Consider the following 14787-nt stretch of genomic DNA (forward strand, 5'->3'; position numbering starts at 1 on the left):
CAGTCGCGACTGTTTGAGTTTGGGATCTTATTTGCCGGACAGGATCTTGTCGTAGACCGCGGCGGTATCCTTTTCGTAGAGCGCACCGGTGATCACGTTGAAGCCCGGAGGAATGCCGGCAGCGGCCATGTTGGCCAGGGAGAGGGCGACATAGCTGGTCGCCTGCGGGTCCTGCCACTGGCCGGCATTGACGTAGCCGTTCAGCACTTCCTGGGTGGTGTCGAGCGAGTTGCCCCAGCCGACGACCGGAATTTCACCCGGCTTGATGCCGACCTGGTCGAAGACCCGCTTGATCGAGCCGGTCACCAGGTCGCCAAGGCCGATGATCGCCTTGACCTTGGCCTTGTTGGCGGTGAGGTAGTCGACCATGCGGTTGATCACTTCGGCCTGGTCAAGCGTGGCTTCGGTGATTTCATAGGTGATGCCGAGCGGACCGAAGACGCTCTTGATGCCTTCCTCTTCCTGGACGCCATAGGTGGCCCCGGGAACCTCGACCGGCATCCAGACGAAGTCGCCTTTCTTCACCAGGCCCTTGTCGACCAGATACTGCGCCCAGTGCTTGCCGAAGGTGACGTTGTCACCGCCGACATAGGCGTTGAAATTGGCCTTGGGATCGGGCGTGTTGAAGTTGATGATCGGGATGTTGGCCGCGCGGGCTTCCTTGACGATCTCGACAAGGCTGCCCGGATCGGGACTGGTGGTGACGATACCGTCGGCCTTGGCGGAGAGGGCGGCGCGAACCGCTTCCTGCTGCGAGGCCACGTCGCCATTGTGGAACGAGGTGTTGACGGTGTTGCCGGTGTCCTTGGCCCATTGCTTCGCGCCGGCCAGGAAGTAGGTCCAGACCGGGTCGGCCGGGCCGCCATGCGAAATCCAGTAGAAGGTCTTGGCCTGTGCCGCTGCCGGAACAATCGTCAGCGCCACCAACAGGCCATATAGAACGAGTCTTAGCCGTGTCAGCATTTGATTTCCTCCCGTTTGTAGATGGTCAGTTCCTTATCCGTCCCTTGTTCCGGCGACCGCCGGATCGCGTATTTGCCAGCGCCGGTTGGATGCGTCAGAGCATTCCCTTTTTCGACGGATGGCAAGCCTCCATCTGCAGATGTAGTGGGCGCCTGACGGGGCGCCATCAGCGCTCCCATCAGATTGCATCAGTTGCGGTGGTTTTTCGCGGCGGTCGAAAGATTGGCGTCGACGATGCCGCCGGCGCCGACGTGGATCACTCCGGCAACCTCCGCCATCGCGCCTATCGGCACCAGCGTCAGCCGCCGCGCCTTGGCGGTCGGAATGCCGCCATGGGTGGCGGCTTGCGAGCAGAGGCCCGCTAGATGAGCTTGGCCCCGGCCAACTCGCGCATCAGATGGCTGGCGCCGTAGGTCCAGTGCGGGCAGTCGGGCGACAGCCGCACGCGGTTGACCAGCGCGCCGAATTTCTCAGACGAGATCGTGACGATGTCGCCGACCTTGTGGGTGAAGCCCTTGCCCTTTTCGCCGCGATCCTTCGACGGCACGAACATGGTGCCGAGGTAAAGCGCCAGCCCGTCCGGATACTGGTGGTGAGGGCCCATGGCGGCGGCAACCAGCTCTTCTGGCGAGCGGCTGATCTCGGCCATCGAGCTTGCGCCCTCCAGCGAGAACCCGTCCTCGCCCTCGACCTTCAGGCGCACGACGGCCCGCTTCACGTCATCGATCGAGAATGTGTCGTCGAACAGCCGGATGAAGGGGCCGAGGGCGGCCGAGGCATTGTTATCCTTGGCCTTGCCGAGCAGCAGCGCCGAACGCCCTTCGACGTCGCGCAGATTGACGTCGTTGCCGATGGTGGCGCCGACGATCCTGCCGCTGCCGGCGGCGATCATGGCGATCTCGGGCTCGGGGTTGTTCCAGGTCGACACCGGGTGCAGGCCGACATCGGCGCCGAAGCCGACCGAGGCCATCGGCTGGCACTTGGTGAAGATCTCGGCATCGGGACCTATGCCGACTTCCAGATATTGCGACCAGGCCCCGCGCGCGATGAGCTTGGCCTTGATCTCCATCGCTTCTGGCGAACCGGGCTTGAGCTTCGACAGATCGTGGCCGATCAGCCCGGCAATGTCGGCGCGGATGGCGTCGGCTTTTTCGGACGAACCGCGCGCCTGTTCCTCGATCACCCGTTCGAGCAGGCTGACGACGAAGGTGACGCCCGAGGCCTTGACCGCCTGGAGGTCGACCGGGGACAGCAGATACGGCTTGTTCGCATCGCGCGTGGCCTCAAAACTGTTGGCGGCGACGGCCTCGAGCGAGCCGATCGGTTTGCCCTTGGCAGACCGCACATGACCGGCCGGATCAGGCATCCCGCAGACATCACGCACGGTCGGTGCCGCGCTCGACGTGATGTCGAGGACCGTGCCGTCGCGCACCGTGACCACCATGGGGTACGGGACATCACTGCTCCTGGCGCGGCCGACAAAAAGGCCTTCAGCGGGCAGGTGCGTGGGGTTGGTCATGGCGTTCGGTCCTCTGAAATGATCGACAATGCGGGCTGGCCGCATCGGCGCGGCACCTTCACCGGATTCCGGTCAAAGGTCTATCCCGTTTGCTTGCCAATCTGCATTGCCGTGTTCGATCGGCAAGTACCTGGTCCGAAAGGTCCGTTGGCGTTGGTCCAAATGTCAGGGCCGCGAACGCTATTTCAAAATCGTGAAATTCTGACTACAGTTTTCATTCATCGCAGCCCATCCAGGTGACCCTTTGCCCGCACCGTTCTCCGATCCCGTCTGGCGCAAGCCGCAAGCGGCCTCCAGGTTTCAGTCGCTGTTTGCCGGCGGCGGACGTGTCGATGTCGTCATTGTCGGTGGCGGCATCATGGGTTTGTCGACGGCTTTGCATGCGGCCCGCTCTGGCATGTCCGTGCAGGTGCTGGAGGCCGGCGACATCGGCCGCGGCGCCTCGGGGCTCAATGGCGGGCAGGTCATTCCCGGTCTTAAATACGATCCGGCATGGTTGCTCGCGCATTTTGGCCCGGAGCGCGGCGAGGCGCTGATCGATTTCGCCGCTTCGACCGCGGATGCCGTGTTCGAACTGATCCGCGATGAAAAACTGGCGGTTCCCTTCGTCCGCAATGGCTGGATCCAGGCGGCGCACACCGAGGCCGCGCTGAAGGCGGCGGCAAACCGTGACCGGCAATGGCGGGCGAGGGGCGCCGACGTCGAGCTTTTGAGTGAGGCCGAGATCGCGGCGATGACCGGCGCTCGAGGGTATCTCGGTGGCTGGCTCGACCGCCGCGCCGGTGTCATCGATCCGCTCGCTTTCACATCGGAACTGGCCCGGGTCGCAGCGGCGGCCGGTGTCGGGATAGCGGAGCGCCAGAAGGTCGTAAAGCTCGTCAACGCCGGCGGCGTTTGGCGTGTTTCGACCGGAAGCGGCACTGAATTGCAGGCGAAGGCGGTCGTGCTGGCGACCAACGCCTATACGGATGGTTTGATCCCTGGCCTCGCCGAGACGATCGTGCCGCTGCATTCCTTCCAGATCGCCACGGCACCGCTGCCGCCCAAGCTGGCGGCCACGATCCTCCCGGAAGGGCAGGCGGTGTCGGATTCGCGTCGCATCCTCGTCTACTACCGCAAGAGCGCCGATGGCCGTCTGGTGCTGGGCGGGCGTGGCCGCATGGCCTTGCCGACGAGCGCCAGTGACTGGGCGCATCTCGAGCGGGCGCTGCGGCGGCTCTATCCCGGCCTGTCCGGTGTCGCCATCGAGAAGCGCTGGTTCGGTCGGGTAGCGATGACGCCCGATCACCTGCCGCACATCCACGAGCCGGAGCAAGGCCTTGTCGCCGTGGTCGGCTGCCAGGGCCGTGGCATCGGCCTGATGACGGCGCTTGGCGAGCGCATCGCAACCTATCTTTCCAATGGCGACGCCACTCAGTTGCCGTTCCCGCTCTCGCCGATCCGGCCGATCCCGTTCCATGCATTCCGGCAGATCGGCGTTGCCGCGACCATCGCCTGGTATCGCCTGCTCGATGCGCTGGAGCGTTGACGCAGCATGCCAGCGGGATTCCGCTTGACAGTTTCATGAATATGAAAAATTCTTAGGTAATTTCAAAATTTCGATGGGCAGGTCGATGTCGACCATTGTTGCAACGCAAGCGCCAGAGGCTCGGTCTTCATCGGGCTTCCGGGTCGCGATGTTGCTGCCGGGCGCATTGGTCACCTTCCTGCTGATCCTGTTTGCCCTCGGCCTGGTGCTCTTCCTTGCCTTCCGCAACAACGACGGTTCGCTGCTCGGCACCGGTTTCAGCCTGGCGAATTTCGCCACCGTGCTGTCCGATCCGCTGTACTGGACGGTGACGCTGCGCTCGCTGATCATTGCCGCGCTGGTGACGCTGGCCACTGTCGTCACCGCCTATCCCGTTGCCTACTACCTTGCCTTCCATGCCGGACGGCGGCGCGGCCTGCTGCTGTTCCTGGTGACGTTGCCGTTCTGGACCAGCTATCTCCTGCGCGTCTTCGCTTGGAAGATCGTGCTCGCCTACAACGGCGTCTTGAACTCGGCGCTGATCGAAAGCGGCATCTGGTCCGAGCCGACATTGGCCTTTCTCAACACGCCGGCCGCCGTCGTCGTCACGCTCGCCCACGCCTATGCGCCGTTCGCCATCCTCCCGATCTATGTGGCGCTGGACACCATCCCGAAATCGCTGATCGAGGCCGCTTCCGATCTCGGCGCCAGACCCTTCACCTCTTTCCGCCGGGTCGTGCTGCCCAATTCGATGCCCGGCGTGCTGGCGGCCGCACTTGTCGTCTTCGTGCCGACGGTCGGCGACTATGTCACGCCAGCGCTCGTCGGCGGCCCGGCCAGCACCATGATCGGTACGCTGATCCAGGCCGAGTTCGGCAAGGCCAACGACTGGCCGTTTGGCGCCGCACTCGCCGTCGCCGTCATGCTGGTCATCCTTGCCGTGGTGCTGGTCGCACGCTTCACCGACCGCAGATTTGGCAGCCGCACATGAACATCGCGCACGCGCAGGGTGGCGGCCGCTGGCTTGGCGTCTATGTCATCGCCTACCTGGTCTTTCTCTACCTGCCGGTGCTGCTGATCCCGCTGTTTTCCTTCAACAACTCGATCCAGGCAGCATTTCCGCTGCAGGGCTTCACCTTGCAATGGTACGCGACGCTCTACGGCAATTCGGTGCTGTCCGGCGCGCTCGTCAACAGCCTCGTCATCGCTGCGATTGCCGCCACGGGGGCAACGCTGTGCGGCATCACCGTTTCCTACATGGATCTCTATGGCCGCTCGCCGCTGGCCGCCGTCATCAGCGCCGTCGCGCGGCTGCCGATCCTGATCCCGGGTGTCATCGTCGGCATATCGTTGCTGATCCTCATCAACCTCATCGGTCTCGGGCCGTCGCGCATTGCCATCGTTCTCGGCCACATACTGGTGGCGCTGCCAACGACGGTGGTGATCATGCGCAGCCGCTTTGCCGCCATTCCGAAAACCATTCGCGAGGCGGCACTCGACCTCGGCGCTTCCGACTGGACGACCTTCCGGCGGGTGATGCTGCCGCTCAGCCTGCCGGCCATCGTCTCGGCCTTCATGCTGGCCTTCCTGATCTCCTTCGACGAGTTCATCGTCGTCTTCTTCCTCGCCGGCACAGAGCCGACGCTGCCGCTCTATATCTGGAGCCAGCTTAGGTTCCCGAAATCGCTGCCGACCGTCATGGCGCTGGGCACGTCGATCCTGGCCGTCTCCTTCGTCATTGCTGCAATCGCCGAAATCCTGCGCCATCGCGGCCTGTCCGCAGCGGCGCCACGACCCGCGGATCCATCACAACCAAAACAAACCAAGAGAGGAGAACTGCAATGGCATTCGACCTGATATCTGGAAAGTTGGCCCGGACCGGCCTGGCCGCCCTGGCTCTGGCGCTGTCGTCGACCGTGGCTTTCGCCGGCGACAAGCTGCAATATTTCACCTGGTCGGGTTATGAACTGCCCGACTTCAACAAGAGCTTCCTTGCCGCGCATCCCGATGGCGTCGAGGCTTCCATATTCGGTGACGATGATGACGCCTTCACCAAGGTCAAGGCGGGCTTCCGCCCTGACATCGCCCATCCCTGCTACGACAAGGTGGCGCGCTGGAACAAGGAAGGCCTGCTGCAGCCCATCGACACCAAGCGCATCAAGAACTGGGATTCGATCTTCCCGGTGTTCAAGAACCTGCCCGACCTGCAGGCCGGTGACGGCAAGGTCTGGATGGTGCCGTGGGACTGGGGCAACACCTCGATCCTCTACCGCACCGATCTGGTGAAGAACCCGGAAGCAAGCTGGAACCTCCTGTGGGACAAGCAGTATGCCGGTCGCATGGCGACCATCGACGCCGTGCATGACACGCCGATCGTTGCGGCACTTCTGGCCGGCGTCAATCCGTTCGACATGACGCCGGAGCAAATGGACAAGGTGGCGGAGAAGCTGCGCGAGCAGCGTCCGCTGCTCTCCAACTACACCACCGACATGACCTCGGTCGAACAGGCGCTGGCCAGCGGCCAGCTGGTCGCCGCCATGACCTGGAACGCGTCGGCCACCTCGCTGAAGAAGCAAGGGGTGCCGGTCGAGTTCATGAAACCGAAGGAGGGCATGCTGACCTGGTCCTGCGGCTTCGTCATGCTCAAGGACGCCAAGAATGTCGATCTCGCCTATGATTTCATCAACAGCCGGCTGGACGCCGACTCTGGCAAATACCTGATCGAGTCCTATGGCTATGGCAGTTCGCTGAGCTCTGCCTTTGCCACCGTGCCGAAGGAGGAGCTGGAGAAGCTGCAGCTGCCGTCCGACCCGGAGGTGATGCTGAAGACCACCATCTTCACCGGACCGATGAAACAGAATGACGAACTCGCCAAGATGTTCGAAAAGGTCAAGGCAGGCGGCTGAGCCTGGTTCTTCCTTCTCCCCTTGTGGGAGAAGGTGGATCGGCGCGCAGCGCAGAGACGGATGAGGGGTGTTGGACGGATCACCGTCTTTGCCAAGCTGGAACACCCCTCATCCGTCGCCTTCGGCGACACCTTCTCCCACAAGGGGAGAAGGGAAGCCCAGCAAGCGCCCCGCCCAAAAGTTGACTGCAACGAGGACGAATGCATGGACATGCTGGACGAAGCGGCTGAAAAGCCGAAGGACGATGCCGATGTGCGGGTTGGCCGGCGCGTGCGGGCGTTGCGGCTTGAGCGCAACCTGTCGCTGGCCGATCTGGCCGCCAGGGCCGGCGTGTCGATTGGCGCGCTCAGCCAGATCGAGCGCGGCATGTCCTCGCTGCGCGTCAAGGTGATCTGGCCGCTCGCGGCCGCCCTCGATATCGAGCCGTCGGCGCTGATCGCCGACGGCAACGATGCCGTTAGCGATCTCTATTGCGTGCGTGCCAACAGCCGCCGCGCCATTCCGGTGAAGTCCGAAGGCATCGCCAAGGCGCTGCTGTCGCCGCCGGGTGCGACGCTGACTGGCATGCTCGTGTCGGTGGAAGCAGGCGGCGGCACCGCCGAGGCCTATGCCCATGCCGGCCATGAATTCGGCTTCGTCGTTTCGGGTGAGGTCGAGCTGGTGGTGGATTCGACGAACTACGTGCTGAAGACCGGCGACAGTTTTGCGTTCAAGAGCACGCTTTTGCACGCCTTCCGCAATCCGGGCGCCGAGCGCTGCCAGATCCTCTGGGTCAACACCACCAAGCCGTCCGAGGTTCGCGATGGCGCCTGATCCTCTTGTCCGGCTGCAGGCGGTCTCGAAGATCTTTCCCGGCGGCATTGTCGGCCTCGACGCCGTCGATCTCGACATCGTCCGCGGCGAGTTTCTCACCCTGCTTGGGCCGTCGGGCTGCGGCAAGACCACCAGCCTGCGCGTCATCGCCGGCTTCGAAAGCCCGTCGAGCGGCAAGGTGCTGCTCGACGGCCGTGACATCACGGCACTCAGGCCCTACGACCGGCCAGTCAACACCGTGTTCCAGGACTACGCGCTGTTTCCGCATATGAACGTTGCCGAAAATGTCGGCTTCGGTCTGTCCTTGCGAAAACTTTCCGGCGCCGAGCAGGCAAAGCGCGTCGGCGAAGCCCTCGATATGGTTGGTCTGGCCGACAAGCTCGGCGCCCGCGTCTCCGAACTGTCGGGCGGCCAGCGCCAGCGCGTCGCGCTTGCTCGCGCCATCGTCTGCGAACCGCGCGTGCTCTTGCTCGACGAACCGCTGTCGGCGCTCGACGCGCATCTGCGCGAACAGATGCAGGTCGAGCTGAAGCGGCTGCAGTCGCGGCTCGGCACCACCTTCGTCATGGTCACCCACGACCAGACCGAAGCGCTGTCGATCTCCGATCGCATCGTCGTCATGAACAAGGGCCGCATAGAGCAGATCGCGCCGCCAGCGACGCTCTACGACCGGCCCGCGACCACATTCGTCGCCAGTTTCATCGGCACCATGAACCTGTTGCAGTCGCGTTTTATCGGGCGCGACGGCGACCGCTTGCGGTTCGCCGCGGGTGCCTTGCCGCTGGAAGCGACCTCCGAAACCGGCGAGGCTCCCGCCGAAGGCACGATCCGCACCGTCGGCGTGCGGCCCGAGGATTTACTGGCAGCCACCGAAGCGGCACCCGGCACGGCGCCGGCGCGCGTCAACAGCATCGTCTTTCACGGCCGCACGTTGCGCCTGCATGCCGAACTCGGGCAGGGCGCGCCTGTTGTCATCGACGCACCGCGCCAGGCCGATGGTTTTCAATTCAGCGTCGGCGATGTGGCGCATATCAGCCTACGCCGCGGCGCCAACTGCCCTGTGCTGCCGGGCTAGTTTCACCGACATTCCAGAACCGGAGCACCGCAGGTGAGCAGTTATCTGGACTGCTTCACCGACGGCAGATGGGTGGCACACCCGTGGTATCGTAGGCTTGGAAACTCCACGCTTGACTCGAAGCTAAGTTCCTGTTTTGTTCTTTGCTGTACAAGGCAGGAGCGTACTTCTGCGGGCGTATGCGTATGTATCTGCAAGGCGAAATCGACTTCGGCATTCCAAAGCGGTCATGGTGGCCCAAACGGCCGGCCGCTGAGGGCGATGTGATCCGCCGATCGCTCCCTCAAATCGTCGTCACATACCCCGCGCGATATCATCATCCTGACATCGCTTGTCAGCTACCAAGCGGATCGATGATGGCAGGCCAACAGGCTGTCCCCTAATTGCAATGCGTCAGAACAGGAGGAACACAAATGACCATCGCGGAAATTGCCAAGGATTTCACCGAACTCCTACAGCAAGGCGACCACCACGGTGCCGCTGAGAAATACAATGCCGACGAAATCGTCAGCTACGAAGCCATGGAGGGGCCGATGGCCGTCTCCCGTGGCAAGGAGGCCCTCAAGCAGAAGGGCCAATGGTGGCAAGAGAACCACGAAGTCCATGGCGGCTCGGTCGAAGGCCCCTATGTCAACGGCGACCAGTTCGCAGTGCGCTTCAAGTTTGACATAACGCCCAAGGCTACGGGCGAGCGTGTCACCATGGATGAGGTCGGCGTGTACACGGTCAAGAACGGCAAGATCACCGAAGAGCGCTTCTACTATTGAGGCCGGAAATAATACCGGACTCCGGGAGCCTGCTCACTTCGCTGCAGGCTTGAAAATAAGCATGGCGGCCGGGACGATAGCCCGGCCGCATGTGAGAGTTCAAATCGTCTTCACGTACTCTGCCAGTTGATCCGCCACCGTGCCCCAGCCATCGAAGAAGCCCATATCTTCATGGTTCTTGCGGGTCGCTTCGTCGCGGTGGATGGCGGTGGCGGTGTAGCGCGTACCCTTGCCGTCCGGCTGCAAGGAAATGACCGCGGTGATGAACGGCTCCCTTGACGGCCGATAACCCGGCAGCAGCGCATCCGTCCACACCAACCTCTCGTTCGGCACGATTTCCAGATAGCAGCAATGGCGGTCGCTGACCTCCTTGCCGTCAGGCGACTGCATGCGCGTGCGAAACAGCCCGCCCGGCCTGAGGTCGATCTCGCAGTCGGTGACGGTCCACGGCTTCGGCGTGAACCACTGCTTGACATGGGCCGGCGTCGTCCAGGCTTTCCACAACAACTCGCGCGGCGCATCGACGACACGCTCCAGCACGAGGTCCAGCCTGGGGTCCGGCTTGAACGGATAGCTCATGCGTCTTTCTCCTTCAGGGTCATCACATAGGCGTCGAACTGGTCGAGGCGGCGCTCCCAGAGCGTGCGCTGTTCGGCCAGCCAGTTTTCGGCAAGCTTCAGCGGCTCCGGCGCCAGTTGATAGGTCCTGACCCGGCCGGTCTTTTGCGAACGCACGAGCCCGCAGCCCTCCAAAACCCGCAGATGCTCGATGAACGAGGGCAGGGCCATGTCGAAGGGCTGCGCGAGTTCGCTGACCGAGGCGGGGCTGCGGTTCAACCGCTCCACCACGCGTCGCCGCGTCGGGTCCGACAGGGCGCGAAAGATGCCGTCGATTGGTGGCGGTGTTTGTGTCGCGGATTGCAGACTTGTCATGGCGATCACCGCTCGACACGATAGGTGAGCACCACGGCGCCGTTGGCGAAGGAGCGTGTGTCGACCAGCCTGAGGTCCGTCGCGTCCTCGGTCCTGTCGAAAAGCTGCGTGCCGCTGCCGAGTATGACCGGGAACACCATCAGCCGGTATTCGTCGACAAGGTCGTGCTGCTTGAGCGCATTGACCAGCGTGCGGCTGCCGCCAACGACGATATCGCCTTTCAGATCCTGCTTGAGTTTACGGATGGCGGCCATCGGCTCGCCTTGAAGGACTGTCGTGTTGTTCCAGGCCGGGGTCTTCACCGTCGCCGACACCACATATTTCGGCATGCTGTTCATCCGATCCGCAAAGGCGCCTTTGTAGGTCGGCCAGGCGTCCGCGAAGCTTTCATAGGTCACCCGGCCGATCAGCAGCGCTTCGTGGTCCAGTACCTCTTGGAATTTGTACTCGATCTGTCCGGCCTCGTGGCGTTTGCCGACCCAGTTGGTGTGCCGGTAGCCCGGCTCGCCTCCCGGCGCTTCCATCACGCCATCGATGGAGATGAATTGCGATACAACGATCCTGGCCATGGTCATTCCTTTCCGGCTTTGGCCATTACTTAGGAAAATTCCTTAGTGTTGGCAACAGCCAAAATTCGAAGGATGCCAACCAGGGGTGCTGGCAAAGCGGGAAGGGCGGTTCTAGGCTGGGAGCGGATTCGACCTGTAAGTTTGGGGAAGTGCGCTTGACGATCACGATGTACGGCATCACCACCTGCGACACGATCAGGAAGGCACGCGTCTGGCTGGAAGGTCATGATGTGCCCTATCGTTTTCACGACTACAGGGCGGAAGGGCTGGAGGCGAAGCGGCTGGATGGCTGGGTCGGCAAGGTTGGCTGGGAAATCTTGCTCAACAAGGCAAGCACGACCTTTCGCGAATTGGCCGACACGGACAAGCAGAACCTCGACGAGAAGAAGGCCAAGGCGCTGATGCTGGCCAAGCCGACCATGATCAAGCGGCCGGTGCTGGACCTGGGCGACAGGATTCTGGTCGGCTTCAAGCCGGATGTTTATCAGCAGGCGGTGGACGGGTTGGAGTAGCAGGCCGGCGAAGCTGCCGATCTCCCCCCTTGCGGGGGAGATGGCCGGCAGGCCAGAGGGGGGTGGGAAGGATCGCCAACCGTCGGCCGACTTATTCCAAAGGGGCCTGTCGAAGCACGTGGCCGCAGTTGCAATTAGTTGACAGACCGGAGGGACAGCACCCCCCTCTGCCCTGCCGGGCATCTCCCCCGCAAGTGGGGAGATCGGCCAATCGCCACCGTTGCAGGGAATAGGCGCCCTTCAATCCGACTTTCTGAGATACGCCGCCAGCGCCACCGCATTGTTGTGCGCTTCGTCATGCGCACCATAGAGCAGCGTGACCTTTCCCGTGTCGAGCAGCGCACGCAACTGCCCGACTACCTCTGCATTCCCGTCCAGCTCAGCCCGATATCGCTTCTGAAACTCCGCCCAGCGCTCCGGCGCATGGCCGAACCATCCGCGCAAGCCGTCGCTCGGTGCGATCTCCCTCAGCCATAGCGCCAGCACGGCCTCTTGCTTGCTGACGCCGCGTGGCCAGATCCGGTCGACCAGAACCCGTTGCCCATCGTCGGGCGCCGGCGGCTCGTAGATCCGCTTGACCGCCAGGTCGAAGGCCATCCGACGCTCCTCAAGTGCCTGTCAGGCCCACTCGCCCTTGCGCATCACCGGCACACGAGCGCCATCCTTGTGGACGCCATCTATGTCGATCTTGTCCGAGCCGATCATCCAGTCGATGTGGATGAAGCTCTTGTTGCCGCCGCGTGCGGCGATTTCGTCCTGGCTGAGCGAGGCGCCATCGACAAAGCACTTCGAATAGCACTGGCCGAGTGCGATGTGGCAGGCGGCGTTCTCGTCGAACAGCGTGTTGAAGAACAACAGGCCGCTGGCCGCGATCGGCGAAGAATGCGGCACCAGCGCCACCTCGCCGAGACGGCGCGCGCCCTCGTCGGTGTCGAGCACCTTCTTCAGCACGTCCTCGCCCTTCGAAGCCTTCGCCTCGACGATCCGGCCCTCCTCGAAACGCACCGAGATCTCGTCGATCAGCGTGCCTTGGTAGGACAGCGGCTTGGTCGAGGAGACATGGCCCTCGACGCGCCTGGCATGCGGCGTGGTGAAGACTTCCTCGGTCGGGATGTTCGGGTTGCAGGTGATGCCGTTCTTGGCGGTCGAGGCGCCGCCCATCCATTCGTGGCCGTCCGCCAACCCGACGGTCAGGTCGGTGCCCGGCCCGGTGAAATGCAGCGCATGGAAATTGTGGCCGTTGAGCCATTCGGTGCGGCCACGAAGTGCTGCATTGTGCGCCTTCCAGTTGCCGATCGGGTCTTCGACGTCCACCCGCGACGCCGCAAAGATGGCGTCGGCGAGCTTCGCCACGGCAACGTCGTCGGCATCATCCGGGAAGACCTGCCTGGCCCAGGCGAGATCCGGGTAGGCGACGATGTTCCAATTGATATCGAAGCCGGTGATCTTCTCCAGTGCCGGCTGATAGGCCATCGAATTCGCCTTGTTGGCGCGCGCCACTTTCGCCGGATCCTGCGCCGACAACAGCGACGGATCCTCGCCGCGTACGGCAAGCCGCGCCGCATTGTTGGCGAAGGCCTTAGCCATGCCTTCATAGAGCCAGCCGGCGGCCCGGTCGAAACTGGCATCGGCGCCGAAGCGATAGCGCGCCAGCGTCATCTCGTCGTCGTTGAAGATCGGCGTCACCAGCCCGGCGCCGGCCTTGTAGGCATGCTCGACGATCCGTCTGGTCAGCGGCAGTGCCGCGATCGACGACGTCAGCACCAGGTCCTGTCCGGGTTGCAACTGCAGCCCGACCTTGATGGCGACTTCCGCCAGCCTGTCGAGCTTCACCGGGTCTATCGATGCGGCAACGCCGCGCGAATGTGTGGTCATGATCCTGCCTGCCGTAGTTTGATGTCTCACTCTACATAGACCGGTGCCACGGTGCTTTCCACCGCGATCCCACCGGTGGGTGCGGTGGCCGCATTCGGCGACCCGAACTGTGCCATCGTCGCCTCGATCTCTTCCTTGATCCAGACCTTGAAATCCCGGACCTTGCGGTTTTCGGCCTTGGCCGAGGAGGTCACCAGCCAATAGCCGAGACCGCTCTGGGCGCGGATTCCGAACGGCGCCACGAGCCGGCCGTCGGCCAGCGCATCGGCGGTGAGCAATTGCCAGCCGAGCATCACGCCATGGCCGGCGATCGCCGATTCCAGGCACAGCATCGGATCGGTGAAGCGCGCGCCCTTCAGGAAGGTGACGGGTGGAACGCCGGCTGCCTCGAACCAGCTTTCCCAGTTGATCATGGCCCGCTCGTCGGTGATGGCGCAGGTCTGGGCAAGATCCTCGATCGATTTCAGTTTCCTGGCGATCACCGGGGCGCAGACCGGAAAGACTTCCTGGGCTAAAAGCAGTTCCGCCCTCCCGCCCGGCCATTTGCCGTCGCCGAGCCGGATGGCAATATCGATATCGGAGTGGTCGAGATCGGCCAGCCGCACCGAAGCGTCGATGCGCAACAGCACGTTGGGATGACGTGCGAAGTGACGCGACAGCCGCGGCAGCAGCCACTTAGAGGCAAAGGCTGGCGCCACCGAAACCACCAATGTGCATTGCGTCGCCTCGTCGGCCAGCGCCACGGCGTGGGCAAGCTCGCGAAACCCCGCACCGAGGCGCGCCGCGAAGGCGGCGCCGAACTCGGTCAGCACGAGACCGCTCGCCGTTCGCTCGAACAGCGCCTGGCCGAGCTGCTTCTCGGTGCGGCTGATCTGCTGGCTGACGGCGCTGACGGAAACGTTGAGTTCGCCGGCGGCCGCCGCGAGCGAGCCGAGACGGGCAACGGTTTCGACGGCGCGAAGGCCGTTGAGATGGACGCGATTGAGCATGGCCATTTGAGTTTTTCTAAACCGATCCGGCTGAAATCTCAATTGAAAGACACATCGGAACGGCACACTTTACGGAGGGAGCCAGACCCGTGGAGCCGAAAATGCTGAGCATGTTGTCATCGCTGAAGATCTTTTTCTCGACCCATGCTCCGCAAGAGCCAAGCCGGGAGAGCGTGACGCAGAGATGGCTGACCGATCCGCTTTCGCATCCTGTGCTCAACACCATGTCGGAGCGCGAATTGGGTGATGTGCCGTTCAGGCTGACGGCGCTCCGCACGGTGCACGAGACTGCTTCATTGCATGCGGGTTTCGGTGGACGCTGCTAAACGGACGCCTCGCTTTCCGGCTTAAGCAAAAGTC

The 14787-nt window shown here is 63.2% G+C and carries 17 protein-coding genes; 9 read left to right on the forward strand and 8 right to left on the reverse strand.

Going from position 1 to position 14787, the window contains the following annotated elements; genetic code table 11:
- Positions 1 to 27 precede the first annotated feature (27 nt).
- Together AC1DYW_RS09610 and AC1DYW_RS09615 are read right to left on the reverse strand one after the other, a co-directional pair.
- A complete protein-coding gene (locus tag AC1DYW_RS09610) occupies positions 28 to 963 on the reverse strand; it encodes a substrate-binding domain-containing protein (protein ID WP_095091864.1) in 936 nt (311 codons plus the stop codon).
- A 361-nt stretch (positions 964 to 1324) separates the two neighbouring features.
- On the reverse strand, positions 1325 to 2482 hold the full coding sequence (locus AC1DYW_RS09615; protein ID WP_457153029.1) for a fumarylacetoacetate hydrolase family protein: 1158 nt from the start codon (positions 2480 to 2482) through the stop codon (positions 1325 to 1327).
- 244 nt (positions 2483 to 2726) lie between these two features.
- Here AC1DYW_RS09615 and AC1DYW_RS09620 point away from each other — a divergent pair, with 244 nt between their 5' ends.
- The 7 genes from AC1DYW_RS09620 (at position 2727) to AC1DYW_RS09650 (ending at position 9550) form a co-directional block, all read left to right on the forward strand.
- The gene (locus AC1DYW_RS09620) at positions 2727 to 4010 is read left to right on the forward strand and encodes an NAD(P)/FAD-dependent oxidoreductase (protein ID WP_477225974.1); all 1284 of its coding nucleotides are present in this window, start codon (positions 2727 to 2729) and stop codon (positions 4008 to 4010) included.
- 85 nt (positions 4011 to 4095) lie between these two features.
- Positions 4096 to 4980, forward strand: coding sequence for an ABC transporter permease (locus AC1DYW_RS09625; RefSeq protein WP_477225975.1), 885 nt, complete (start codon positions 4096 to 4098; stop codon positions 4978 to 4980).
- On the forward strand, positions 4977 to 5846 hold the full coding sequence (locus AC1DYW_RS09630; RefSeq protein WP_477225976.1) for an ABC transporter permease: 870 nt from the start codon (positions 4977 to 4979) through the stop codon (positions 5844 to 5846). The genes AC1DYW_RS09625 and AC1DYW_RS09630 overlap by 4 nt, the downstream gene beginning before the upstream one ends.
- Positions 5831 to 6895, forward strand: coding sequence for an ABC transporter substrate-binding protein (locus AC1DYW_RS09635; protein ID WP_477225977.1), 1065 nt, complete (start codon positions 5831 to 5833; stop codon positions 6893 to 6895). Before AC1DYW_RS09630 ends, AC1DYW_RS09635 begins: the two co-directional genes overlap by 16 nt.
- Before the next feature lie 204 nt (positions 6896 to 7099).
- Positions 7100 to 7708 (forward strand): cupin domain-containing protein, encoded by a 609-nt coding sequence (locus AC1DYW_RS09640; protein ID WP_457153034.1) that lies wholly within the window; start codon positions 7100 to 7102, stop codon positions 7706 to 7708.
- On the forward strand, positions 7698 to 8783 hold the full coding sequence (locus AC1DYW_RS09645) for an ABC transporter ATP-binding protein (RefSeq protein WP_477225978.1): 1086 nt from the start codon (positions 7698 to 7700) through the stop codon (positions 8781 to 8783). Before AC1DYW_RS09640 ends, AC1DYW_RS09645 begins: the two co-directional genes overlap by 11 nt.
- Positions 8784 to 9196: 413 nt before the next feature.
- Positions 9197 to 9550, forward strand: coding sequence for a SnoaL-like domain-containing protein (locus AC1DYW_RS09650; protein WP_477225979.1), 354 nt, complete (start codon positions 9197 to 9199; stop codon positions 9548 to 9550).
- A gap of 99 nt (positions 9551 to 9649) precedes the next feature.
- Here AC1DYW_RS09650 and AC1DYW_RS09655 read toward each other — a convergent pair whose 3' ends face one another.
- The 3 genes from AC1DYW_RS09655 to AC1DYW_RS09665 are packed head-to-tail and all read right to left on the reverse strand — an operon-like array spanning position 9650 to position 11051.
- Complete coding sequence (locus AC1DYW_RS09655; protein WP_477225980.1) at positions 9650 to 10129, reverse strand: SRPBCC family protein; 480 nt, start codon at positions 10127 to 10129, stop codon at positions 9650 to 9652.
- Complete coding sequence (locus AC1DYW_RS09660) at positions 10126 to 10482, reverse strand: ArsR/SmtB family transcription factor (RefSeq protein WP_477225981.1); 357 nt, start codon at positions 10480 to 10482, stop codon at positions 10126 to 10128. Before AC1DYW_RS09660 ends, AC1DYW_RS09655 begins: the two co-directional genes overlap by 4 nt.
- 5 nt (positions 10483 to 10487) lie before the next feature.
- Positions 10488 to 11051, reverse strand: coding sequence for a dihydrofolate reductase family protein (locus AC1DYW_RS09665; protein ID WP_477225982.1), 564 nt, complete (start codon positions 11049 to 11051; stop codon positions 10488 to 10490).
- Between the two features lie 155 nt (positions 11052 to 11206).
- Here AC1DYW_RS09665 and AC1DYW_RS09670 point away from each other — a divergent pair, with 155 nt between their 5' ends.
- Positions 11207 to 11563 carry an ArsC family reductase gene (locus tag AC1DYW_RS09670; RefSeq protein WP_477225983.1) on the forward strand — a complete coding sequence of 119 codons (357 nt, stop codon included), beginning with the start codon at positions 11207 to 11209 and terminating at the stop codon, positions 11561 to 11563.
- Between the two features lie 240 nt (positions 11564 to 11803).
- On the opposite strand, the gene AC1DYW_RS09675 is transcribed toward AC1DYW_RS09670, so the two are convergent.
- Genes AC1DYW_RS09675 through AC1DYW_RS09685 form a run of 3 tightly spaced genes read right to left on the reverse strand, consistent with a single transcriptional unit; the run spans position 11804 to position 14433 of the window.
- Positions 11804 to 12160 (reverse strand): DUF488 domain-containing protein, encoded by a 357-nt coding sequence (locus tag AC1DYW_RS09675; RefSeq protein ID WP_477225984.1) that lies wholly within the window; start codon positions 12158 to 12160, stop codon positions 11804 to 11806.
- A gap of 21 nt (positions 12161 to 12181) precedes the next feature.
- A complete protein-coding gene (locus AC1DYW_RS09680; RefSeq protein ID WP_477225985.1) occupies positions 12182 to 13438 on the reverse strand; it encodes an aminopeptidase in 1257 nt (418 codons plus the stop codon).
- Positions 13439 to 13464: 26 nt separating this feature from the next.
- Positions 13465 to 14433 carry a LysR substrate-binding domain-containing protein gene (locus tag AC1DYW_RS09685; RefSeq protein ID WP_477225986.1) on the reverse strand — a complete coding sequence of 323 codons (969 nt, stop codon included), beginning with the start codon at positions 14431 to 14433 and terminating at the stop codon, positions 13465 to 13467.
- A 95-nt stretch (positions 14434 to 14528) separates the two neighbouring features.
- Between AC1DYW_RS09685 and AC1DYW_RS09690 the strand changes: the two genes are divergently transcribed.
- The gene (locus tag AC1DYW_RS09690) at positions 14529 to 14753 is read left to right on the forward strand and encodes a hypothetical protein (RefSeq protein WP_095091877.1); all 225 of its coding nucleotides are present in this window, start codon (positions 14529 to 14531) and stop codon (positions 14751 to 14753) included.
- Positions 14754 to 14787: the final 34 nt, after the last annotated feature.

The sequence above is a fragment of the Mesorhizobium sp. P2_D5 genome, from assembly GCF_056404355.1.

Bases quoted from the DNA above. Each gene is read 5' to 3' on its own strand.
- AC1DYW_RS09610 (WP_095091864.1), bottom strand. From the start codon at position 963: ATGCTGACACGGCTAAGACTCGTTCTATATGGCCTGTTGGTGGCGCTG.
- AC1DYW_RS09690 (WP_095091877.1), top strand. From the start codon at position 14,529: ATGCTGAGCATGTTGTCATCGCTGAAGATCTTTTTCTCGACCCATGCT.
- AC1DYW_RS09625 (WP_477225975.1), top strand. From the start codon at position 4,096: ATGTCGACCATTGTTGCAACGCAAGCGCCAGAGGCTCGGTCTTCATCG.
- AC1DYW_RS09685 (WP_477225986.1), bottom strand. From the start codon at position 14,433: ATGGCCATGCTCAATCGCGTCCATCTCAACGGCCTTCGCGCCGTCGAA.
- AC1DYW_RS09630 (WP_477225976.1), top strand. From the start codon at position 4,977: ATGAACATCGCGCACGCGCAGGGTGGCGGCCGCTGGCTTGGCGTCTAT.
- AC1DYW_RS09635 (WP_477225977.1), top strand. From the start codon at position 5,831: ATGGCATTCGACCTGATATCTGGAAAGTTGGCCCGGACCGGCCTGGCC.
- AC1DYW_RS09640 (WP_457153034.1), top strand. From the start codon at position 7,100: ATGGACATGCTGGACGAAGCGGCTGAAAAGCCGAAGGACGATGCCGAT.
- AC1DYW_RS09660 (WP_477225981.1), bottom strand. From the start codon at position 10,482: ATGACAAGTCTGCAATCCGCGACACAAACACCGCCACCAATCGACGGC.
- AC1DYW_RS09675 (WP_477225984.1), bottom strand. From the start codon at position 12,160: ATGGCCTTCGACCTGGCGGTCAAGCGGATCTACGAGCCGCCGGCGCCC.
- AC1DYW_RS09645 (WP_477225978.1), top strand. From the start codon at position 7,698: ATGGCGCCTGATCCTCTTGTCCGGCTGCAGGCGGTCTCGAAGATCTTT.
- AC1DYW_RS09665 (WP_477225982.1), bottom strand. From the start codon at position 11,051: ATGGCCAGGATCGTTGTATCGCAATTCATCTCCATCGATGGCGTGATG.
- AC1DYW_RS09615 (WP_457153029.1), bottom strand. From the start codon at position 2,482: ATGACCAACCCCACGCACCTGCCCGCTGAAGGCCTTTTTGTCGGCCGC.
- AC1DYW_RS09655 (WP_477225980.1), bottom strand. From the start codon at position 10,129: ATGAGCTATCCGTTCAAGCCGGACCCCAGGCTGGACCTCGTGCTGGAG.
- AC1DYW_RS09680 (WP_477225985.1), bottom strand. From the start codon at position 13,438: ATGACCACACATTCGCGCGGCGTTGCCGCATCGATAGACCCGGTGAAG.
- AC1DYW_RS09650 (WP_477225979.1), top strand. From the start codon at position 9,197: ATGACCATCGCGGAAATTGCCAAGGATTTCACCGAACTCCTACAGCAA.